The following is a 21,550-nucleotide window of genomic DNA, read 5'->3' as shown; positions in this document are numbered from 1 at the left end:
TCGTAGGCTCGCGGTAGCCGATCCGAAGGAGTTGAGTGCGATGACCGGATTCGTTGCCACCGTCGAGATCGATGTCGAGGCGCCGCCGGAGCGGGTGTGGGCGGTGCTGACCGATCCGGCGCACATCCGGGAGTTCATGTTCGGCGCCGCGGTCGAGACCGACTGGCGGCCGGGCAGCCCGATCACGTGGCGCGGCGAATTCCAGGGCAGACGGTACGAGGACCGCGGGCGGATCGTGACGGTGCGGCCGGGCCGGTTGCTGGAACTCACCCATTACAGTCCGCTGAGCGGCGCGCCGGACCTGCCGGAGAACTATCACACCCTCACCTACGCGCTGACCCCGCGCGGCGCGGGCACCCGGCTCTCGCTGAGCCAGGACAACAACGCCGACGAGCCGGCGGCCGAGCACGCGCGCGGCATGTGGGCGAGCCACGTCGAAGGGATCAAGCGGGCCGCCGAGAGCGACTGACGACCGGCGACGGGCGCCGGGTCGCATTCCTCCGGCGCGTTCGTCGTCGGCGGCCGTCCACTGCCGGGTCGAACCGGGACGGTCGCAGGCCCTGCCCACGAGGCGGGAAGCGGGGGACCCGATCCGCCCGCACCGGGCGGGCGCGCGTGCGACAGTAGCCGGCGTGGGCAGGCGTGAACCGGGAAACCTCCCGGCGGAGGTGACCAGCTTCATCGGCCGCGACGACGATGTCGCGGCGGCGAGGAAGCTGCTCGGCGGCACCCGCCTGCTGACCCTGACCGGGCCCGGTGGCGTCGGGAAGACGCGGCTGGGCAGGCGCGTCGGCGCGGTCGCCCGGCGGGCGTTCCCCGGCGGGGTGTGGCTGGTCGAGCTGGCCCACGTCGGCGATCCGGACCTGGTCGTCTCGACGGTGGCCCGCGAACTCGGGCTGCGCGACGACACGAGCGACCCGCTGACCGCGCTCACCGCGCACCTGGCAGACACCGATCTGCTGCTGATCCTGGACAACTGCGAGCACCTGATCGGCGCGTGCGCCGCGTTCGTCGACCGGGTCGTGCCCGCGACGACCGGGCTGCGGATCCTGGCGACGAGCCGCGAGCCGCTCGGCGTGCCCGGCGAGCAGGTGCTGCCGGTGGCCCCGCTGCCGGTGCCCGGTCCCGGCCATCCCGACCCCGACGGGCCTGCCGTGCGGCTGCTCGTCGATCGCGCCACCGCCGCGGACCCGGCCTTCGCGCGCAGCGCCGCCGACCCGGCGACCCTGGCCATGATCTGCCGCAGGCTCGACGGGATCCCGCTCGCGGTGGAACTGGCGGCGCTGCGGTTGCGGATGTTCACCCCCGAGCAGGTGCTCGCCCGTCTCGACGACGCCCTCGGCCTGCTCACCGGCGGGTTGCGGGCCGCGCCCGCGCGCCAGCAGACCCTGGCCTCGGCGATCCGCTGGAGCTACGACCTGTGCACCCACGACGAGCAACGCCTGTGGGAGCAGCTGTCGGTCTTCGCGGGCGGGGTGGGTCTCGACGCCGCCGAAGCCGTGTGCAGGGTCGGCGCACCGCAGACCCTGCTCGCGGCGCTGAGCGGTCTCGTCGACAAGTCCGTGCTGGCCTACGGTCCCGGCGCCGACGGCACCGGCCGGTACACCATGCTCGAACCCCTGCGCCAGTTCGCGGCCGACCGGCTCCGGGAGCGCGGCGACGACTACGCCGTGCGCGTCCGCCACCGCGAGTACTTCTACCGGCTCGCGCGCCGCGGGCGCACCGACTACTGGAGCGCCGCCGACACGCGCTGGTTCGCCGAGGTCGCGCGCGAACACGCCAACCTGCGCGCCGCCCTGCAGTTCGGCCTCGACGATCCCGCCGGTGCCCGGCGCGCGCTGGGGATCGCGACCGAGCTGTGGCCGTTCTGGGAGCACTGCCACCTGCTGCTCGAGGGCTACCGCTGGCTGCGGGAGGCGCTGGCCGCGAACGCCGAGCGCACCGTCGACCGGGCCAGGGCGCTGGCGGCGTGCTCGGTGATCGCGGCCATGCTCTCCGAGACCGACGCCGCGGCGGAATTCGCCTGGGCGAGTGCGGAGATCGCCGCCGAACGCGGGTCGGAACGGGTGCGGGCCGAGGCGGAGATGGCGCGGGCCGTGCTGGTCTTCGGCGGCGGCGATCCCCGCGAAGCCCTCGACATCGCGGTGGCGGTGGCGCAGCGCGCGGGCGCCTGCGCCCACCCCCGGGTGGAGATGGAGAGCCTGGCCTTCGCCGCCGTGTGCGCCCAGGCCATCGACGACCCGCTCGCCGGCGCGCTGGCCGAGCGGCTGATGTCGGCGGCCACCGACCACGGCTCGCACCTGCTCGGCGGTCTGGCGCACTGGGCGGTCGGCACCCAGCGCCACCGCGCGGGCGACCTGCCCGGCGCGGTCGCCGCGCTGCGCCGGTCGATCGAGTTGTTCCGGCTGTTCGACCGGTGCGCCTGGATCGCGACCAGCGTCGACGGCCTGGCCTGGGCGGCGGCCGCCGACGGCGACGGCGAGCGCGCGGCGCGGCTCATGGGCGCGGCGTCGGCCGTGCGGCGGGGCAGCTCGCAGCGGTTGGCGCACGCGATGACCCAGCTCATCGGCCGCCGGGTCCGCGACCGGGTCGCGGCCGAGCTCGGCGAGCCGCGGTTCACCGAGTGCTTCGACGCGGGCGCCGCGCTCGGCGTGGAGGACGCCGTCGACTTCGCCATGGGCGCGCCCCCGGCGGCCGCCGCCATCGACGCCGGACCCGAGTTGCTCACCCGCCGCGAACGCGACGTCGCGCGCCTGATCGCCCAGGGCTACCCCAATCGCCGGATCGCGCGGGAACTGGTGATCTCGGTCCGCACCGCGGAGAGCCACGTCGACCACATCCTCACCAAGCTGGGCTTCACCTCGCGCACCCAGATCGCCGCGTGGGCGACCGGCCGGTCCGTGTGACCGCGCCGCGAGATCCGTAGCGCCCGGCGGCGGTCTCCGTAGTTTCCGGGATTCCCCCGGCCCGCCGCGGCGGCAGGGTTGGTGCCGAGAACGACGGCGCACAGCAGCGAGGTGATCCATGACGGTCCACGGGCGCGTCACGACCCGGCCGGTGTCCCGCACCGGCGCCATCCCCGTCTCGATGATCGAGCGGATGACCCTGATCCTGGACACCTTCGACGGGCCCGCGCCGGTACGCACGCTGCTCGATGTGGCCGAACGCACCGGCCTGCCCCGCTCGAGCGCGCATCGCATCATCGATCAGATGATCCGGTTGCGCTGGCTGGCGCACGCCCCCGGCGGCTACCGGCTCGGCACCCGCGCCCTCGAGCTGGGCGGACTCGCCATCGAGCACAACGAGATCCGCGACGCGCTCGGCCCCCTGCTGCACGAACTGTGCGGGCGCACCGGGATGATCGCGCACCTCGCGGTGCTCGACGGGCCCCGGGTCCTGCTCATCGACAAGGCCGTCGGCCGCGGCGGCGACAGCCTCCCGACGCGGCTCGGCGGCCGGATGCCCGCGCACTGCACCGCGGTCGGCAAGGCGCTGCTGGCGGCGCTGCCGCCGAGCGTCGTCGAGCTCGCCCTCCCCGACCGCCTGCCGAGGTTCACCGACCGGACGATCGACCGTCGGGCGGATCTGCACCGGGAGCTGGACCGGGTCCGGTGTCATCGCGGGGTCGCCGTCGATCGCGAGGAGTCCCTCGACGGGGTCGTCTGCGTGGCCGCGCCGCTGCGGGACGGCCGCCGCGGCGCGGTCGCCGCGCTGTCGCTGTCGGGTCGCACCGGCGCGACCCGGCCGCCCGGGTCGTCCCGGGCGGCCGAGCTCCTCGTCGAAGCCGCCGAGGAGGCCGCGCGGGCCGGGATCAGCCGACGAGGTTCTTCCGCAGTTTCACCAGGGTCGGGCCGTCGATTCCCAGGCCCTCGGTGAGGAAACGGCCGAAACCGCCGTAGCGCTGGTCGATCTGGTCGACGGCGGTGTCGAGGTAGTCGTCGCGGACCTCCTGCAGCGGGATGAGCAGATCCGGGTTCGCCATGTACCCGGCCTGTTGGACCTGCCGGCGCAGGGCCGCGTCGGCGGCGGCGCGGAACTCGTTGGAGCGCAGGTAGTCCTGGCGCGCGGTCTGCTCGGGCACGCCGACCGCGCGCAGCACCACGTAGGTCAGGAAGCCGGTGCGGTCCTTGCCGGAGGTGCAGTGATAGAGCACGGGGCCGTCGGTGGCCGCGAGCTCGCGCACGGTGGCGCCGAAGGCGGCGCGTGATTCGGCGGTGAGGAAACTGGTGTAGACGGCGGCCATGATCCGCTCGGCACCCCCGTTGCCGAGGACCTCCTGCTGCCGGGCCGGATCCTTGGACTGGATGATCTGCATCATCTGGACGAAGAGCCCGGTGTCGTCGACCGGGCGGGCGACGAGCGGGACGCCCGCGGGCAGGCGGTCGGCGCCGGAGAACTGCACCTCCGCCGGGGTGCGCAGGTCGACAACGGATTTCGGCTTCCGGGTCGCCAGCACGGCGACATCGGCGTCGGTGAGGGTGGACAGGGCATCGGCGCGGATCACCTTGCCCGGCTTGACGGTGGCCCCGTCGTAGGTGCGGAAACCGCCGAGATCGCGGACGTTGACCGCGCCCTCGAGGACGATGCGTCCGCCCGCGGCGGGGGCCGCGCTCGCGGGCGCGGCCGGTAGCGCGGCGGTCGCGCCGAACGCGAGGGCGGCCAGGGCGGTGGTCAGCAGGGAGGCGACGGTGCGTGTCGTACGAAATGCTTTCACGCGCTGGGACGCTAACGATCCCGACGGCGCCCCCGAGCGGCAGAATCGTTGACCGGGACCGGCGTTGACACCGGCGGACGGTGGTGTCGATTTCCCGCCGGTACCGCGTCCGCGACGTCCCTACCGTCGGTCGGGTGCGAACTCTTCCCGGCGCCGTGGCGCCCCCTCGACTCTCCGGACCCGTCGTCGCGTTCATGTCGTTCGCGGCCGGTCTCGGCACCTCGACCGTCTATCCGCTGCAGCCCGCGATCGCGGAGGTGGCGGGTTCGCTCGGCGCCGGGGTGACGGCCGTCGGCGTCGCGCTCGCGTGCGGGTCCGTCGGGTACATGGCCGGGCTGGCCCTGCTCGTTCCGCTGGTCGACCGGTTCCCGCCGGGACGGGTGCTGTCCGCGCAGTTCGCCGCGCTCGCCGTCGTGCTCGCGGCCGCCGCCGCGGTCGGCGAGGTCGCGGCGCTGGGGGTGGTGCTCGCGGTGATCGGCGCGTGCTCGACGGTCGGGGCCGGGATCGGGTCGGTCGCGGGACGGCTGGCGCCGCCGGGGCGGCGCGCGGTCGTGCTGGGAACCGTGACGGCGGGCATCTCGGCGGGCATCCTCGCCGGGCGGATCGTCGGTGGCGGGCTCGCCGACGAGCTGGGCTGGCGGGCGATGCTGCTGGTGTTCGCCGGGGCGTGCGGGCTGGTGGCGGTGTGCTGCCCGGCGCTGCTCCCCCACGCACCCGGCAGGCCGGGAACCGACTATCTGGCGACCGTGCGCTCGCTGCCCGGGCTGTTCGTCCGGCACCCGGCGCTGCGGATCGCCGCGCTGCGGGGCGCCCTGTGGTTCTTCGCGTTCTGCGCGGTCTGGGCCGGGATCGCCGTGGCGCTGTCCGCGCCGCCGTTCTCGTATCCGGCCGACCGGATCGGCCTGTACGCGCTGGCGGGACTCGCGGGCATCCCGGCCACCCGGGTCGCGGGTTCCTGCACCGATCGAGTCGGCGCCCGCCGGGTGATCCTGCTCGGCCTGGCGCTCGCCGGGGCGGCCACCGTGGTCCTCGGGTTCGGCCTGGCGGACACCGTGGTGACCCTGGTCTGCCTCGCACTGTTCGACGCGGGACTGTTCGCCGCCCAGGTGGCCAACCAGAGCACGGTCCTGGCGCTCGATCCCGAGGCGCCCGCGCGGTTCAACGGCGCGTACATGCTCGTCTACTTCGTCGGCGGCAGCCTCGGCACGGCGTTCGGCGCGGCGGCCGTCGACTGGTTCGGCTGGCCGGTGACGATCGCCGTCGCGGCGGCCGCCGTCGCGAGCGCGGCGGCGCTCACCGTCGTCGCGGGCCCGCGGTCGGCCCGGTCGGCGTCGTCGCCCACCCGGTGATCACGCGACCGGGCGCGGAGCGCGCGATCGCGATCGTCATAGCGCCCGCGACGGTGCGCGCCGACGGCTACACTCCTGTCGATGAGCTGGTGGGGTTCCTTCCCTCCGCAGCGTGCGTACGGGCGACGGTGGGCGACGGGGCGGGGATCGTGGGCGCGCCGATGAGCGGCGTCCGGACGCTGCGCGCCTGGTGGAAGGACCCGGTGGACTACGGCTGGCTCGTCCACACCCTGGCCGCCCGCTCGGCGCTGGTCCCGCTGAAGATCCTGGTCGGACTCGCGGGCGCGGTGATCGCGGTGATGGGCGCGGTGATCGCCGGGACGCCGGTGGGGCCGCCCGGCGATCCCGGGCTCGCGTCGATCGTCGGGGTGTCCTCGGGCGCGCTGTGGGCGGCGCGCTGGTGGCTGCTGCCGTGGCCGGGCCGGACCGAGTCGCTGCTGCTGATCGCCGGCGCCGACGTGCTGTTCACGGTCGAGTTCCTGCAGCTGCCGGACCGCCTGTTCGGGGCGATGGGCGCGCTGCTGCTGGTGGTCACCGGCAGCTATCTGTGCGTCTTCCACAGCGGGCGGGCGCTGGCGGCCCATTCGGTGTGGTCGCTGCTGTCGGTCGCGGTGTTCTCGGCGCGGATCGCGACCGGCGGCGCGGACATCCGGCTGGCGGTGGCGGTCGCGCTGCTGCTGGCCTCGGTGGTGAGCGCGATCCCCGCCTTCCAGATCCTCACCGGGATGCTGCGCTCGGAATCGCTGACGGATCCGCTCACCGACCTGCTGAACCGCCGCGGCCTCGACCTGCGGCTGCCGCGGCTCATGGACCGTCATCCGGCGGTGTGCGTCCTGTGTGTCGATCTCGACCGGTTCAAGAACGTCAACGACACGTGGGGGCACGGCATCGGCGACCTCGTCCTTGTGCGGACCGCGCGGCGACTGCGGGCCGCCGCGGGCGAGCACGCGGTGGTGGCGCGCACGGGCGGCGAGGAATTCGTCGTCGCGCTGCCGCTGCCCGTCCCGGCCGCGCGGCACGCGGCCGAACGGCTGCTCCGTGTGATCGGCGAACCGGTGCGGACCGGCGTCGCGGTGACGGCGAGCGTCGGGGTCGCGGCCTGCGACCGGATCGGGTCACCGCGCTGCCCGCGCCTGTCGCCCGACCGGCTGCTGCGCGCCGCGGACGCGGCGATGTACCGGGCCAAGCGCGCGGGCGGCGATCGGGTGGTGGTCGACGACGCCGTCCCGGCCGCCGGTGACCGCTGACGCCGCGCTCAGCGCGTGGGCGAGGAGGTGAGGAAGGCCGCCAGCGCCGCGCCGACCTCGTCGGGGGCTTCCACCTGCGGGTAGTGCCCGACGGCGGGCGGGGTGTCGAGGACGGTGATGTCCGCGCCGGGCAGCCGCTCGCGCAGCCGGGGCAGGACGTGGCCGCCGCTGACCGGGTCGGCGGGACCCCAGAGGAACAGGGTGGGACCGGAGTAGGACTCGAGCGCGTCCTGCCAGCGCCGGGCGTGGATCCGCCGCTCGTCGATGTAGCGCAGCAGGCCGGGCTGGACCCGTCGGCCGTCGTGCAGGGTGATGGTGCGCCACATCGCCGACAGTTCCGCGTCGGGGACCTCGCGCCCCATGATCTGCCCCATCACCGCGCGGAACCCGCGCTCGCTGCCGAGCCGCGCGAACACCGGGCCGAGCCGCCCGTGCAGCAGCCGCTGCATGAGCACCGGCCGGTGCAGATCGGGGTAGAGCCCGCCGTTGAGCCAGGCCGTCGCGACGATCCGGGACGGGTCCCTTGCCAGCAGTTCCTGGGCGACGCTGACCCCGTAGTCGTGGGCGACCAGCGCGGTGCGCTCGATCCCGAGTCGCCGCCACAGCGCCTCGGTGAGATCGGCCTGTTCGGTGAGGCGGTAGTCGTGGCCGCGCGGCTTGTCGCCCGCGCCCATGCCGAGGAAGTCCAGGGTCGTCACCCGCAGGCCGGCGCCGGTCAGATACGGCAGGACCGCGGCCCAGTCGTAGGAGGAGGTCGGGAAGCCGTGCAGCAGCGTCACCGGCGCCCCGTCGGGCGGACCGTCCTGACGGTGGAAGATCGTGTGGCCCAGCAGGATCGACGTCGATCCGCCGGCGATCCAGTCGTCGAGGGATTGCGTCATCGCCCCGCTCCTCCCGTGCGTTCGCCTCGGGAGCAGCCTAGTCCGTGATGTCCAGGGCGGCGGTGGCGCGCGCGATCCGGCGGGCGCCGACCCGGTCCGCGTCGGCGAACCGCTGCGCGGCCCGCAGGTACGCCTCCTGCAGACGCATCGCTCCGTCGACGAGCTGGGCGACGACCTCTAGCCCGTCGCTCGCCTTGCGCGAGAAGCCGCGTCGCAGTTCCTCGGCCGAGGGGACGGTGCCGAAGCCGGCGGCGGCCTCGGCGTCGCGGAGCCGGGCGGCGACCTCGTCGAGTTCCTCGATCATGGTGCTGTACGAGCGGACGACCTCGTCGACCGCGGCGGGGTCGAAGTGGAAGTCACCGGCCCGCGCGGCGCGGCCGAACGCCTCGATGTGGCGCAGGCCGTAGTCGATCGGGGTCATGGGGGTGCTCCTCCGGGGTGTCGGGGTGTCGGGCGAACGGGGTGGACGACCGCAGGGACGCGGCGAGCTGCGCGGTGCCGACGGCCCGGACGAGGGTGACCGCCTCGTCGACCTCGACGAGATAGCGACCGGCCGCGCCGCCCTCGGCGACGTCGATCCAGCTCAGGTAGCGCGGCGGTGACCGGCGATCGGCGCGCAGCCGCGTCTCGACGACGAGATGTCCCTCGGCCCGCCGGGGTCGGCGGAGCAGGTCGCGGATCCGCTCGTCGACCGGGATCCGGCCGCGCCGGTCGCCGAGCCACGAGGCGGGCGCGGCGGTGCCACGGACGCGGGCGGTGTCACCGCGCAGCGTGCCCGCGCCGCCCGGTGCCGCGGGCGGGAGTGCCAGCGCCACGTGGTGGGGCACCGCGTCGGGCGGGAGCGCGGCCAGGGTGATCGCCGCGTCACGCTGGATCGCCACGACGCCCGCGTTCCCGGCGCGGGCGCCGACCACACGCAGCGCGGGACCGGCCCCGGGTGCGCCGAAGCAGCGGATGCGGCTGTCGGGATCCGCCAGGGCGGCGACGGCGCCCGCGAGCCCGGCGTCGGCGCCGCCGTACCGCGCGGCGATCTCCGCGGTCAGCCGGTCGTGGTCGCCGACCTCGGCGGCGGTCTCGCGGATGCGCAGCGGGTCGGGGTGGGTGTAGGCGTCCAGACCCGTGTGCCGCCGCCACAGCCAGGCGAACTCGTCCGGGGACACGGTCCAGGCGCGGTCCCCCTCAGGCGACGGCACCCGTGTCCTCGGTCGGGGCCGCGGATCCGGGCGTGGCCGCCGTCGGCCGCCGGGAATCCGGCGCGGCGGTGCGGCCCGGCAGGGCGGCCGCGGCCGAGGCGGTCCCGCCCCGCCGGTCCGTGCCGCTCGCCGGCACGGCCGGAAAGGCGGGCACGCCCGAGCCGTTCGGGGGGAACCCGGGCTTGTAGATGTTGTTCATCGCCGCCACCGCGTCGAGCCGGGCCCGCTCGGCGGCTTCGCGCTCCGCGGTCGAGGTCGCCGGATTCGGCAGGCCGGGCAGGATGTGCGAGGCCGGGTCGTCGGGGTCGGCGGGCGGCGTGCCCGCGGGCGCGGGGACGGCCAGCCGGGTGGCCTCGGCGGCCCAGGCCAGCGCGTCGAGGCGGTCGGCCGTGGCGGCGAACACCTGCGCGACGAGGTCGGCCGAGCGCCCGAACGCCGTGGACGCGGCGCGGGCGGCGTCGCCGGAGGCGCCCGCCCACGCGCCCCGGCTCAGCAGGCGCTCGATGCCCAGCAGGTGGAAGGTCGCCGACCGCGACAGCTGCGCGTAGGCATCGAACCACGCCTGGCGGGCGGCCTGGAGCCGGGCGACGTCCATGCCCGCGGGGCCGTGCACGGCGTCGTGGATCTGCTCGTGCGACCACGCCTCGAAACGCTCCCGCGTCCGCGCGTAGTCGGGGTCGACCCCGACGCCCTCGGCCAGCAGGGCCTCGTCGGTGCGCCCGGACCGCGCCCGCGCCCGGTCGAACTCGGCGGCGGTGTGCGCCGAAGCGGCCGAGGGGGCGGCGTCGGCGAAACCGGGCAGTATGCGTTGTGGATCGCCCATCGGTTCTCCTTCCGGTTGCCCGACAGACTGGCAGGTCCGGCCGCGCGCCACGCCGGAGTCATGACGAGTCACATGCCAGCGCGGGGAAGTTCGTCGCCGGCACGCGGACGGCGCGCGCCCGCTTGTGACCAGGACCGGGGCCGCCACCCTCGCGGGCGGTCGCGCTCACCCGAACCAGAGCAGCGGCACCCCGTAGAGGCCGGGTTCGGGAACCCGCTGGAACGAGGGCGCGGCGGCCTCGACGACGATCAGTTCGGCCGAGAACTGGACCCGCGCGTTGAACAGGTGACTGGCGTGCGCGGTCGCCGAATGCTCCTTGACGCCGAGGGCCACGTGCAGGTGCGGACGCACCTCGCCGGTGGCGGGGTCGAGCGCGACGGTGCCCGCGCCGACGCCGTCGGTGTTGCGCAGATGCACCGCCGAGCGGACCGGGGCGCCCGGGTTGTCCAGGCGCTGGCAGGTGCCCACGATGTCGGCCTCGCTGAAACTGGCGACGAAGGTCGGGATGTAGCCCGCCCGGACGGCGTTGTCGTGGCAGAACCGGCTCAGCGACGACAGCAGGTCCTCGCCGTGGTCCACCACGAGCGCGAACGTCCGTCCGATGGTGAGTTGATGAGAGCGCACGGCAGGTCCTTCCCTCGGGCCCGCACCGGGAGCTCGCTGTGCGCGGCACCGGCACCCAGATTAGCCAGAGGGATGCGGAAAGGACGTGCCCGGAGGACGCCACGGGCCCCCGCCGGGGGAATTTCGTGGTGGCGACCGGTCGCGGCGGTGGATCACTGGGGCAATCGACAATTGCGGCCGGATCACCGGTGGTGTGCGTCCGGTGCCACGGCCCGGGTGCGCGGGCGGCCCGGAAGGGCATGTCCCGATCGCCCGCGCACCCGGCACGGTGTGGAAACCGTCCACCCTGAGGTGGCCAGCCGAGCGTAGGACGACGGCGGCGACCGCCACCAGCGCACCGGAGCAGGACTACCCGACCTCACACACCCCGCGCGGCGGGGGTTGTGACGGGGACTCAGCGCGGCGCCTCGGTCCCCGTGTGCCGCCGCCACCCGGCGTCGAGGGCCGCCGCGGCGAGGGCGTCCAGCCCGAACGCCTCGACCGGACCGAGCGCGCCCACCCCGAGCAGGCCGCCGTCGAGGGCGGTGTGCGCCGCCCAGGCCATGATCTTCGCGGTGAAGTCGTAGGGGTCGCCGCCGGCCAGCGTCGCGCGGGCCGTGGCGCCGGTGCCGTCACGCACCTCGGCGACCGCCCAGCCCCTGGTGCGCGACCGCGACCGGGCGTCCGGTCCGCCGCCGGATCCGGTGATCGTGCGGGCCAGCACGGCGTCGAGTCCGTGCCGCAGCGGCGGCACCCTCCCGGCCAGGCCGGCCAGCCGCGCGGCGGCCTGCAGGCCGCGGGCCGCGCCCCCGGGCAACCCGAGGTAGACGTCGACCTCGCGCAGCCCGGGGTGGGTCCGGCGCAGCGCGAAGGGTTCCGAGGCCGGGATGGACACCCCGCTCCGCGCCGCCCCCGCCACCGGGAAGGACCGCACGCGCGCGCCGGTCTCCTCCGGGGTGATCCTGCCCTCGCGCAGCGCGAAGCCCGGCTCGAACAGCATCCCGGCCATGGAGGCGCGGGTCCCGGCGCTGGTGCCGGGCCGGTCCATGAAGTAGCCGATGTCGGCGCGGGTCGCCGTCGGCAGGTCGCGCAGGGCGAGGCCCGCGGCCAGATTGCCCGGGACGTAGTCGAAGCCGAACGCGGTCAGCAGCGCCGACCCGGCGGCACGGGCCTGCCGATCCCGGTCGAACACCGCGCGGATGAACGGGCCTTCGCCGGTGGAGTCGATGTAGTGCGCGCCCGCGTCGATCGCCGCGGCCAGCGCGGCGGCGCCGTACCGCAGGAACGGGCCGACGGTGGTCACCAGGACGTCGCCAGGTGCCAGCAGCGCCCGCACCGTCGCCGGATCGGTGACCTCGGCGACGGCGGTCGGCAGCCCGCCGAGTTCGCCGGCCAGTACGGCCAGCGCGGCCGGGTCGCGCCCGGCCAGCACGGGCGCGGCGCCCCGGGCGACGAGCGCTTGCGCGGTCAGGCGCCCGGTGTATCCGGTCGCACCGAACAGCACGATGCTCGGCATCACTTCCCCTGTCCGGTGGGCAGTTCCAGCAGGGCGGCGACGGCGCGCTCGGCGCTCTGGGCGGCGCTCTCCATCGTGGCCGACCAGTCGGTGCGGGTCCAGTCGCCGGCCAGGACGAGGTTCGGGACGGAGGTGCGCTGACCGGGTCGCAGGTCGTCGGTGCCGACGACCTGGGAGAAGGTCGCCTTCGGCATCTTCACCACGTGCCCGGCGACGACCTCGGCGTCGGCGGCCTCCGGGTAGTAGCGGCGGATGAGCGCCATCTGTTCGGCGACGATCTCCTCGTTGCTCTTGTGGATCTGGGTGTAGGCGCCGCTGGTGGTCAGGCAGTACAGCCAGGCGCCGTCGGGGGTCCGTCCGTGCATGCGCTGGCGGTCGAAGACCTCGTCGATGACGCCGGTGCCGCCGATGAGGGCCTCCATGGCCGACTTCGTCCGCAGCGGCCGGTCCAGGTACAGGTTCGTGCTCACGATCGGGGTGACGCCCAATTTGTCGGCGGCGGCGTAGATCTCGGGGTGTTCGGGCAGCTCGTCGAGCAGGCCGCCGATGGCGGAGTTCGGCACCGCGCACACCACCGCGTCGGCGGCGACGACCGAGCCGTCCGCCAGGAGCACGCCGGTGGCCCGGCCCTCGGTGACGACGATCCGCCGGGCGACCGCGCGGTGGCGGACCTCGACGCCGTGGCGCCGGAAGACCTCCTCCGCGCCGGAGACGTAGAGGGTGTCCAGGTCCACGGTGGGATAGCCGATGGTGACGGCCTCGCGGTCGCGGATCCCGATCCGGATCCCGGTGGCGAGGACGTCGGCGAACACCTTGGCCGATTCGCGGTCCACCGGTTCGGCGGCGATGCCCAGCGCCAGCCAGTCCCACAGGGCCTCACGGGCTTTCGCGGGCATCCCGACCCGCTGGAACCACTGCTCGGTGGTCAGGCCGGCCAGGTCGGCGGGCTGCCGGAGGGCCTGGCGCACCAGGCGCAGGGTGGCGCGCAGCGCCCGCAACCGGTCGAGCGGGCCTGCGTCGGGGTGCGCGCCCAGCAGCGTGCGCCATGCGCGGAAACCCCTGGTGTGCAGCATGACCGTCCGGCCGCCCGGCCAGCGCAGGCTGCCCGCGCCCGGAAACTCCAGGTGCTCCCGCGTGCCGACGCTGTCCAGATACCGCCACAGGCTGCGGTAGCCGCTGGCGACCACGTGCTGGCCGTTGTCGGCGAGGTCGTCGACGCCGGCCACGCGCATCGCCTGCGTGCGGCCGCCGAGCCGGCCGCGCCGTTCCAGCAGGGTCACCCGCTCGCCCGCCTCCGCCAGCCAGACCGCGGCGGCCAGGCCGGCCAGTCCGCCCCCGATGACGACGACGTGGCGCGGGTCGCGTGAGTCCATCATTGAGATAATGTAACGCGAACTCTCTCTTTGTTGCGAGGAACGCGGTCCGTCAGTCCCGGTACGCGGGAACCGGCAGGTCGTCGCCGAAGATGTCCGGGTAGGCGGCGGCCACGCTGTCGGGGAACGTCGCGGGCCGCTTCTCCAGGAACGCCGAAACACCTTCGCGCGCATCGGCGCTGAGCCCGCGCCGATGGACGCCGCGCGACTCCACCCGGTGCATGATCATCGGATGCTCGGCGCCGAGCCCGCGCCACAACATCTGGCGCGACAGCGCCACCGACACCGGCGCGGAGTGCTCGGTCAGCCCGCGTGCGAAGGCCGTCGCCTCGGCCAGCAGCGACTCGGCGGGATGCACCGCGTAGAACAGGCCGGCGGCGTGAGCCTCGGCGGCCTCGACGAGCCTGCCCGAATACACCCAGTCCAGCGCGGTCTGCATCGGCACCAGCCGGGGCAGGAACCAGCTCGAGCAGGACTCGGGGACGATCCCGCGCCGGTTGAAGACGAACCCGATCTTCGCCTCCGCCGCGGCCAGCCGGAAGTCGGCGGCCAGGGTGAGCGTGATGCCGACGCCGACCGCGGGCCCGTTGATCGCGGCGATGACGGGTTTGCGGCATTCGAACATGCGCAGCACGAGCTCCCCGCCACCGTCGCGCGGGGTCTCGTCGAGGTCGGGCGCGGCGAAGGTGTCCGCGCCGCCCGCCAGGTCGGCGCCCGCGCAGAAGGCGCGCCCGGCGCCGGTGAGCACCACGGCGCGGATCCCGTCGTCGGCGTCGATCGTGTCGAACGCCGCGATCAGCTCCGCTCCCATCGCGAGGGTGTAGGCGTTGAGCCGCGCGGGGCGGTCGAGGGTGATCGTGGCGACGGAATCTGTGACGTCCAAGCGAATATCGGCCATACCGGACAGACTGTCAGTCGACCGGTCGGGCTGCGACCGGTTCTGCGTCCGCACTCCCGGGCGGGGGTACGTGCCGCAGCCACTCGTCCGGTTTCAGGTGGGTGATCGCCAGGTCGCGGCGCAGGGCCCCCGGCCCGGTGACGCCGGGCAGCGCGCGCAGCGCGGTCAGGACGTCGAGGCAGGTCAGGTGGTCGGCCGGGTGGAGGTCGCCGTCGAACGCGAACCGCACGGTCGCCTCGCTCGCGGCTTCGGCGGTGGTGGTGCGCAGCCGGTAGCGCAGCGGCTCGGGGTCCCCGGTGTGCCGGGTCCAGGCGGAGCGGTAGCGCAGCTGGGGACCGAGGTCGCGGTCGACCTCGACGTGCTCGACGCGGCCGTCGGCGTCCGCCTCGGTCCGCACCGACACCGACAGGGGATGGTCGTCGGCGGCGACGCCGCCGAAGGCGGCCGCGTCGAGCACGCGCAGGCCCGCCTCGTAGTACCCGTTCACCAGCGCCGCCGCGACGGCGGCGGCGCCGGGGTCGGCCGACCCGATCCCGGTGTCGGACAACGCCGTCCACGGATGGACCCCGGCGTCGGGCAGCGCGATCTCCTCGACCAGCTCGATCCGGCGGATGCCCCGGCTCGCCGCGGCCAGCGAGCGGGTGACGCGCGCGGCGACCGCGCTCTGGAAGCCGCCGCTCGCGTGGAAGACGGTCCCGCCCGCGCGGCAGGCCTCGTGGATCTCGGCCGCGGGCGGTCCGTCGCCCGGCGGCAGCGTCGTGACGACGTCGACGCCGCCGCGGAGCAGCAGCGGCAGCAGCGTTCCCGGGAGTTCACCGCGCAGGTCCTCGGCGGTGGGGACGTAGACGGCGCAGTCGGCACCCGGCGGCGGGGTCGGCCCGGGCGGGCCGATCTGGACGCACCGGAAATCGGCGGCGGCGTCGATCCGGGCGGCGAGACGTTCGGCGAGCGGTCCGCTGCCGAGGACGGCGACGGCGAGCGGGTGCGAGGTCATGCGGTCTCCACGTGGTAGCGGGGGCTCGGGTCGGGCGCCAGTACGCCGGGCGCCGCCGCGCACACTTCGGGGATCACGCCGAGCATGGCGTTGACGGAGATGTCGGTGACGGCCGACCATTCCGGCGAGGCGGACTCGTCGTCGATCTCGTTGCGCAGTTCGACGCTGCCCGGGCTGCCGTCGAGGGTGATGACGTGTCCGCCGGCGAGGCTGCGGGGATGGTCGGGTCCGAGGTGCGCGTTGCCGGGGCCGACGTGCCAGCATTCCTCGTTGGTCATGAACAGCCGGTCGCCGAGGTAGCCGCGATAGGTCATGTGGATGGCGCCGACCGAACCGGGCTCGATCACGGTCCCGCCCGCGCGGACCCGCACCCGGGCGGGTACCGGATAGACGTGGCGCTCGACCCGGACCTGGTCGGGCCGCCCGCCGAACAGTTCGGCGGCGACGGTGCCGAGCACGGCGTCGAAATAGAAGTGCTGCATGAGCGCGATCGCGTGGTCGGAGTCGACGGCCCGCAGCGGGGTGCCGAAGCCGAGGCTCTCCAGGCCGCCCCACATGCCGTCGGGCGCCGCGAACAGGTCACCGACCTCGAGGAACCGCACCCGGTGTACCTCGTCGAGCACCGAGGCCAGGCGCAGCAGGACCTGTTCGACCATGAGCCCGGGGTGCAGCCCGGTGCCGTGCAGCGAGACGCCGCCGGCCAGGCAGGCGCGTTGCAGGCGTTCGCCCGAGGCGCGGCGCGGGATGACCGCGTCGATCACCGTGCCCGCCAGCCGGTCCAGGCCGCCGCGCAGCGGGCGCGCGAGCGGGGAGTCGACGCCGCGCATGCCGAGTCGCAGGGCCGACAGGGCCGCTTTCACCTCGGCCCCGAAGGCGTCGCCGGTGACCTTCATCCGCGACACCGTGCGCAGGACGTCGAGGGGTTTCCTGGTCTCCGAGAGCCAGGTCGGGACGGCGGGATTGTGGTAGGACGCCGCCGAGACCACGTTCTTCCCTGACTCCAGCAGGTCGATCACGTCGGCGTCGGCGCCGCGCACCAGGGCGGGCGTCGTCGGGGTGTGGATCACGACGTCGGCGTCGAGGGCCAGGATCTCGTCCTTCGACGTCGTCGCGTGCACGCCGACGGGCGCGAGGCCCGCCAGCTCGCCGATGTCGGCGCCGTGCTTGTGCGGGCTGAAGACCTTCACGCCGACCACGTCGTGGTCCGGCGATTCGAGGGCGAGCCGCAGCGCGCGACCGCCCATGTCGCCGGGCCCCCAGATGATGAGCCGGTAGGGACGGGTCACAGGGTCCTCCTCCTCGTCGGGACCATGTCTAGCACGGCCCGGCCCGGTCGGGCGGCACCATCGGGCGCGGCCCCGCGTGGCGAATCGTGGAGTTCGGCGTGGGTTTGCGAGGCGGGCCCGCGGCGGGTCAGCTGTCGACGTGCACGTGCGGGCGGCGGGCCGGGTCGGGTTCGGCGCGGCGGATGATCTCGCGGGTCACCGGCGCCACCTCGCCCTCCCCGACGAAGAGGAACTTCAGCAGGTTCACCATCGGATTGCCCTCGGTCCATTCGAAATACACGTGCGGTTCGAGGCCGGTGCGGTCGCGGACGGCGAACAGGATCGCGGCGATGGAGTTGGGGACCGCGCTGGCGTCCACGCTCAGGATCCGGTGCCGTCCCACGGTGACCGCGGTGACGTGCAGCTCGGTGGAGAACTCCGAGGCGTCCGCCACCACGACCTCGAGGAACAGGATCGAATCCGACGCCGGGATATGGCTCTCCCCGCGCTGCTCGGCCTCCTTCTCGTCGTACTCCTCCGGGCGGCGGCCGTCGATGTCGTGCGTGACGATCCGCACGACGCCGGTCGCCGCCGCCTCGTCGATCAGCGCGGCGGCGTGCTCGTCGAATTCGACGGTGATGGCGCGCAGTTCGAACGATCGGTGGACGCGCGAGGCCAGCGACACCACCACCACGGTCACGATGAACAGCGACGCCAGCTGCACGCCCTCGGGCCGCTCGATGACGTTGACGACGGTCGTGTAGACGAACACCGCCGCCACGATCCCGAATCCGAGGGTCCGCGAGCGCTGGCCGCGCCGGTGCGCGGAGAGGGTGACCGCGGCGGCGGCGGAGGTGATCAGCACCAGCACGCCGGTGGCGTAGGCGGCGCCCTGGGCGTCGACATCGGCGTCGAAGTACCAGGTGATGCCGAAGGCCACCAGCGAGAAGACCAGGACGAGCGGGCGCACGGCGCGCGCCCATTCCGGCGCCATGCCGTAGCGGGGCAGATAGCGCGGGACCAGGTTGAGCAGTCCGGCCAGCGCGGAGGCGCCCGCGAACCACAGGATGGCGATGGTGGCGATGTCGTAGACGGTGCCGAAGGCGTTGCCGAGGTACTCGTGGGCCAGGTAGGCCAGGGCCCGGCCGTTGGCCTGGCCGCCGGATTCGAACTCCTTCTCCGGGATCAGCACGACGGTGATGAAGCTGGAGACGATGAGGAAGCAGCTCATGATGAGCGCGGAGGTGGTCAGCAGCCGGCGCGCGCCGACGATGCGGGCGCGCGGGCGCTCGGCGGTGTCGCCGGGCCCGCCCCGGATCAGCGGCATGACGGCGACGCCGGTCTCGAAGCCGGACAGGCCGAGCGCGAGCTTGGGGAAGACGATGAGCGCTATCCCGACCATCACCCACACGTTGCCATGCTCGGCGAACAGCGCGTCCTTCCAGTCGACGACGAGCTGGGGTGCGGTGAAGACGTGCCACAGCCCGGTGACGGCGACCACGAGATTCAGCGCCAGGTAGGCGCCGACCAGGACGACCGCGACCCCGATGGCCTCGGCGAACCCCTTGAGGAAGACGGCGGCGAGCAGGGCGAGCAGCACCAGGGTGATGGCGAGCCGGTGATCCTGCCAGCCGGCGGGGGTGAACGGGTTCTCCACGATGTGCGCGGCGCCGTCGGCCGCCGACAGCGTCATGGTGATGACGAAATCGGTGGCGGCGAAACCGAGCAGGACCAGGATGGCGATCTTGCCGGTCCAGCGCGGCAGGAACGCGGCGAACATCGCCAGCGATCCGCCCCCGTCGGGGCTCTCGGCCGCCACCCGCCGGTACACCGGCAGCGCGCCGAGCAGGGTCAGCCCGACCAGCACCAGCGTGGCCAACGGGGACAGCACGCCCGCGGCCAGCGCCGCGATGCCCGGCTGATAGCCCAGCGTCGAGAAGTAGTCCACCCCGGTCAGGCACATGACCTGCCACCAGGATCGCTGGTGCTCGGCGGTCTCGACCTTGCGCAGGGGCCCCGGATGCTGGGCGTGGCGGGTCTCGTCGGTCCCCGACAGCAGCCAGCGGGTGAAGGCCGAGCGCGGCCGGACCTCGGTCGCCGTCATCGGGTTCCCCCGCCGCGCCGCGGCGTCCGGCGCGCCACCCGCACCGGCCCACGGCACAGCACCGGAGGGGTCGATCGTGTCACGAGTCCGTCCTTCCGCGTCGCCGGCCCGCGCCGACCGTTGCCCGGACCGGGACTGTACCGACCGTTCACCCCGGAACCCGGGGCACACGACGATCTCTACGGAATCTTTACGGCGGGTGGGCGGCGGTTCGGGGGATCGGCGCGCACCCGGGCGGGTACTACTCTGGCCCGGGTGACGATCAGCGCATTGCCTTTCGGGTCCTGGCCCACGTCCATCACCTCCGCGAGCGTCGTCGCCGCGGCGGTGCGCCTCGGCGAGGTCCGGGTGGACGGGGACGACGTCTACTGGGCGGAGGGACGTCCCGCCGAAGGCGGACGCACGCAGCTCGTGCGGCGCTCGTCGGACGGCACGGTCACCGATCTGCTGCCCGAGGGACGCAACGCCCGCACGGCGGTGCACGAGTACGGCGGCGCGGCGTGGTGGGTCCGCGACGGGGTCGTGTACTTCGTCGACTGGGCCGATCAGCGGCTGTACCGGCTCGAGCGGGGAGGAACGCCGGTCGCGCTGACGCCCGAACCCGCAGGCCCCCGGGCCGACCGCTACGCCGACGGCGCGTTCGCCCCGGACGGCGCGACCGTCGTCGCGATCCGCGAACACCATCCGCCGCACGGACGCGGCGCGGTCGACGTGCGCAACGAGATCGTGCGCCTGTCGGCGACCGAGCCCTCGGAGCCGGAGGTCCTGGTCACCGGACCTGATTTCGTGGTCGCGCCCCGCCCGAGCCCGGACGGCGCGCTGCTGGCGGTCGTCACCTGGGACCACCCGTCGATGCCGTGGGACGACACCGTCCTGCGCGTGCGGGACCTGGCCGCGGGCACCGAGACGATCGTGGCGGGCGGCGTCGGTGAGTCGGTGCAGGAACCGCGCTGGCAGGAGGACGGTTCGCTGTTGTTCCTGTCCGACCGCAACGGCTGGTGGAACCTCTACCGCTGGACCGCCGCGGCAGGCGTGACGCCCGTGATCGAGCTCGAGGCCGAGATCGGGGTCCCGGCCTGGCAACTGGGTTCGGCCCGCTATGCCGTGCTCGGCGACGGCGCCATCGTGTTCGCCCGCAGGCGCGACGGCTACGACGGGCTCGCCGTGCGCCGCCCGGACGGCACGGTGACCGAGCTGGACCTGCCCTTCTCCGCGATCGGCGCGGTGGAGCGGGCGGGCGAGCGCGCCGTGGTCGTCGTCGCGGGCACGCCGACCGCCGAGACCGGGATCTACCGCATCGAGCTGGACGGGACGCGCGCCGCGATCGAAACCCTGCGGGAACCCGGCGATCTCGGGCTCGATGCCGCCGATGTGTCCGTGCCCGAACCGATCTCGTTCCCCTCGACCGACCGCGACGGTGCGCCACGCACCGCGCACGCGCTGTTCTATCCGCCGGCCAACAGCGGGTACCGCGGCCCCGACGGCGAACTGCCGCCGCTGCTGGTGCTCATCCACGGCGGGCCGACCTCGCAGGCGGTGCCGGTGCTGTCGCCCGGCATCCAGTACTGGACCAGTCGCGGATTCGCCGTCGTCGACGTCGATTACGGCGGTTCCACCGGCTACGGCCGCGCCTACCGCGAGCTGCTCCGCGACGGCTGGGGCATTGTCGACGTCGCCGACTGCACCGCCGCCGCCCGCTGGCTGGCCGCGCAGGGCCGGGTCGATCCGGCGCGGCTGGCCATCCGTGGCGGCTCGGCGGGCGGGTACACGACGCTGGCCGCCCTCGCACGCGCCGACACCCCGTTCGCCGCGGGCGCCGACCACTACGGGGTGGCCGACCTCGAGGCGCTGGCCGCCGAGACCCACAAATTCGAAAGCCGCTACCTCGACGGTCTCGTCGGGCCCTACCCCGCCGCGCGGGAGCGCTACCGGGAGCGTTCGCCGATCCATCACGTCGACCGGTTCCGCCGCCCCCTGATCGTGTTGCAGGGCAGCGAGGACAGCGTCGTGCCGCCCAACCAGTCCCAGATGATCGTCGACGCGCTGCGCGAGCGCGGAATCCCCGTGGCCTACCTGCTCTTCGAGGGTGAGCAGCACGGTTTCCGTCGGGCGGAGAACATCCGCAGGGCCCTCGACGCAGAACTCAGCTTCTACGGACAGGTGTTCGGCTTCGCGCTCCCGCCCGCCGAGGGAATCGAGCCGGTGACGGTGGAGAACCTGCCGGTGGGATCGGCGCGACCCTGACGAGGGCCGGCTTCGACGTGGCGGCGTGCACCGACGAACTCGTCGCCACGGTCGCCGCCGCGGCGTGAGCGGACCACCGTCGACGACACCCGGCGTGGCGAGGTCGACCGCGGGTCGGCGTCGCGGCCCGGTCGACCGCGACGGGTAGCGGCGAGCGCGCAGGCCGCGCGCTCTCGGCGGTCAGGCCACCGCCAGCAGGTCGCGGACCAGCGCGGGGCGGGCGCCGAGGCGCAGCAGGTCCTCGATCTCGGCGACCACCGCGGGCAGCAGGCCGCGCCGCACGTCGAGGGGGTGCACGGTGATCACCGGCACCGCGCCGGGCCTGCGCCGCACGAGCCGCCCCACC

Annotated in this window: 18 protein-coding genes; 6 read left to right on the top strand and 12 right to left on the bottom strand. The window is 74.4% G+C overall.

What is annotated here, in order from left to right; all coding sequences use genetic code 11:
- Positions 1-40: 40 nt before the first annotated feature.
- The 3 genes from ON36_RS30275 (at position 41) to ON36_RS30265 (ending at position 3,876) form a co-directional block, all read left to right on the top strand.
- A complete protein-coding gene (locus ON36_RS30275) occupies positions 41-469 on the top strand; it encodes an SRPBCC domain-containing protein (protein WP_043660937.1) in 429 nt (142 codons plus the stop codon).
- Between the two features lie 199 nt (positions 470-668).
- Entirely contained in the window at positions 669-2,906 is a 2,238-nt protein-coding gene (locus ON36_RS30270; protein ID WP_052314539.1) for an ATP-binding protein, read from the top strand.
- Positions 2,907-3,024: 118 nt separating this feature from the next.
- On the top strand, positions 3,025-3,876 hold the full coding sequence (locus ON36_RS30265; protein WP_052314538.1) for an IclR family transcriptional regulator: 852 nt from the start codon (positions 3,025-3,027) through the stop codon (positions 3,874-3,876).
- On the opposite strand, the gene ON36_RS30260 is transcribed toward ON36_RS30265, so the two are convergent.
- Positions 3,812-4,714 carry a tyrosine-protein phosphatase gene (locus tag ON36_RS30260; RefSeq protein ID WP_245558265.1) on the bottom strand — a complete coding sequence of 301 codons (903 nt, stop codon included), beginning with the start codon at positions 4,712-4,714 and terminating at the stop codon, positions 3,812-3,814. The genes ON36_RS30265 and ON36_RS30260 overlap by 65 nt on opposite strands.
- 134 nt (positions 4,715-4,848) lie before the next feature.
- Here ON36_RS30260 and ON36_RS30255 point away from each other — a divergent pair, with 134 nt between their 5' ends.
- On the top strand, positions 4,849-6,063 hold the full coding sequence (locus tag ON36_RS30255) for an MFS transporter (protein ID WP_043660933.1): 1,215 nt from the start codon (positions 4,849-4,851) through the stop codon (positions 6,061-6,063).
- 161 nt (positions 6,064-6,224) lie between these two features.
- Complete coding sequence (locus ON36_RS30250; RefSeq protein WP_043660963.1) at positions 6,225-7,310, top strand: GGDEF domain-containing protein; 1,086 nt, start codon at positions 6,225-6,227, stop codon at positions 7,308-7,310.
- Positions 7,311-7,318: 8 nt separating this feature from the next.
- On the opposite strand, the gene ON36_RS30245 is transcribed toward ON36_RS30250, so the two are convergent.
- From ON36_RS30245 to ON36_RS30195, 11 genes are all read right to left on the bottom strand, one after another.
- Positions 7,319-8,191, bottom strand: coding sequence for an alpha/beta fold hydrolase (locus ON36_RS30245; protein ID WP_043660931.1), 873 nt, complete (start codon positions 8,189-8,191; stop codon positions 7,319-7,321).
- A gap of 37 nt (positions 8,192-8,228) precedes the next feature.
- Positions 8,229-8,612 (bottom strand): hypothetical protein, encoded by a 384-nt coding sequence (locus ON36_RS30240; RefSeq protein WP_043660928.1) that lies wholly within the window; start codon positions 8,610-8,612, stop codon positions 8,229-8,231.
- Positions 8,548-9,384: an ESX secretion-associated protein EspG gene (locus tag ON36_RS30235; protein WP_043660926.1), complete on the bottom strand. Its 837-nt coding sequence runs from the start codon at positions 9,382-9,384 to the stop codon at positions 8,548-8,550. Before ON36_RS30235 ends, ON36_RS30240 begins: the two co-directional genes overlap by 65 nt.
- Positions 9,371-10,207, bottom strand: coding sequence for a hypothetical protein (locus ON36_RS30230; RefSeq protein WP_043660924.1), 837 nt, complete (start codon positions 10,205-10,207; stop codon positions 9,371-9,373). Before ON36_RS30230 ends, ON36_RS30235 begins: the two co-directional genes overlap by 14 nt.
- Positions 10,208-10,372: 165 nt before the next feature.
- Entirely contained in the window at positions 10,373-10,831 is a 459-nt protein-coding gene (locus ON36_RS30225) for a PPC domain-containing DNA-binding protein (protein ID WP_043660922.1), read from the bottom strand.
- A gap of 394 nt (positions 10,832-11,225) precedes the next feature.
- Positions 11,226-12,326 carry a saccharopine dehydrogenase family protein gene (locus ON36_RS30220; protein ID WP_043660920.1) on the bottom strand — a complete coding sequence of 367 codons (1,101 nt, stop codon included), beginning with the start codon at positions 12,324-12,326 and terminating at the stop codon, positions 11,226-11,228.
- Positions 12,326-13,702 (bottom strand): hydroxysqualene dehydroxylase HpnE, encoded by a 1,377-nt coding sequence (gene hpnE / locus ON36_RS30215; protein WP_052314535.1) that lies wholly within the window; start codon positions 13,700-13,702, stop codon positions 12,326-12,328. The genes ON36_RS30220 and hpnE overlap by 1 nt, the downstream gene beginning before the upstream one ends.
- Positions 13,703-13,751: 49 nt before the next feature.
- On the bottom strand, positions 13,752-14,597 hold the full coding sequence (locus tag ON36_RS30210) for a crotonase/enoyl-CoA hydratase family protein (RefSeq protein ID WP_043660917.1): 846 nt from the start codon (positions 14,595-14,597) through the stop codon (positions 13,752-13,754).
- 13 nt (positions 14,598-14,610) lie between these two features.
- On the bottom strand, positions 14,611-15,591 hold the full coding sequence (locus tag ON36_RS30205; RefSeq protein WP_043660915.1) for a hypothetical protein: 981 nt from the start codon (positions 15,589-15,591) through the stop codon (positions 14,611-14,613).
- Positions 15,588-16,877 carry a hypothetical protein gene (locus ON36_RS30200; protein WP_043660913.1) on the bottom strand — a complete coding sequence of 430 codons (1,290 nt, stop codon included), beginning with the start codon at positions 16,875-16,877 and terminating at the stop codon, positions 15,588-15,590. Before ON36_RS30200 ends, ON36_RS30205 begins: the two co-directional genes overlap by 4 nt.
- 127 nt (positions 16,878-17,004) lie before the next feature.
- A complete protein-coding gene (locus tag ON36_RS30195; protein ID WP_085999727.1) occupies positions 17,005-18,960 on the bottom strand; it encodes an APC family permease in 1,956 nt (651 codons plus the stop codon).
- 255 nt (positions 18,961-19,215) lie between these two features.
- Here ON36_RS30195 and ON36_RS30190 point away from each other — a divergent pair, with 255 nt between their 5' ends.
- Complete coding sequence (locus ON36_RS30190; protein ID WP_052314534.1) at positions 19,216-21,204, top strand: S9 family peptidase; 1,989 nt, start codon at positions 19,216-19,218, stop codon at positions 21,202-21,204.
- Positions 21,205-21,550 lie beyond the last annotated feature (346 nt).

It is taken from the genome of Nocardia thailandica NBRC 100428 (genome assembly GCF_000308795.1).
Lineage (GTDB): Bacteria > Actinomycetota > Actinomycetes > Mycobacteriales > Mycobacteriaceae > Nocardia > Nocardia thailandica.
The sequence above is the reverse complement of the archived record's forward strand: the minus strand, read 5'-3'. Positions and strand labels throughout refer to the sequence as shown.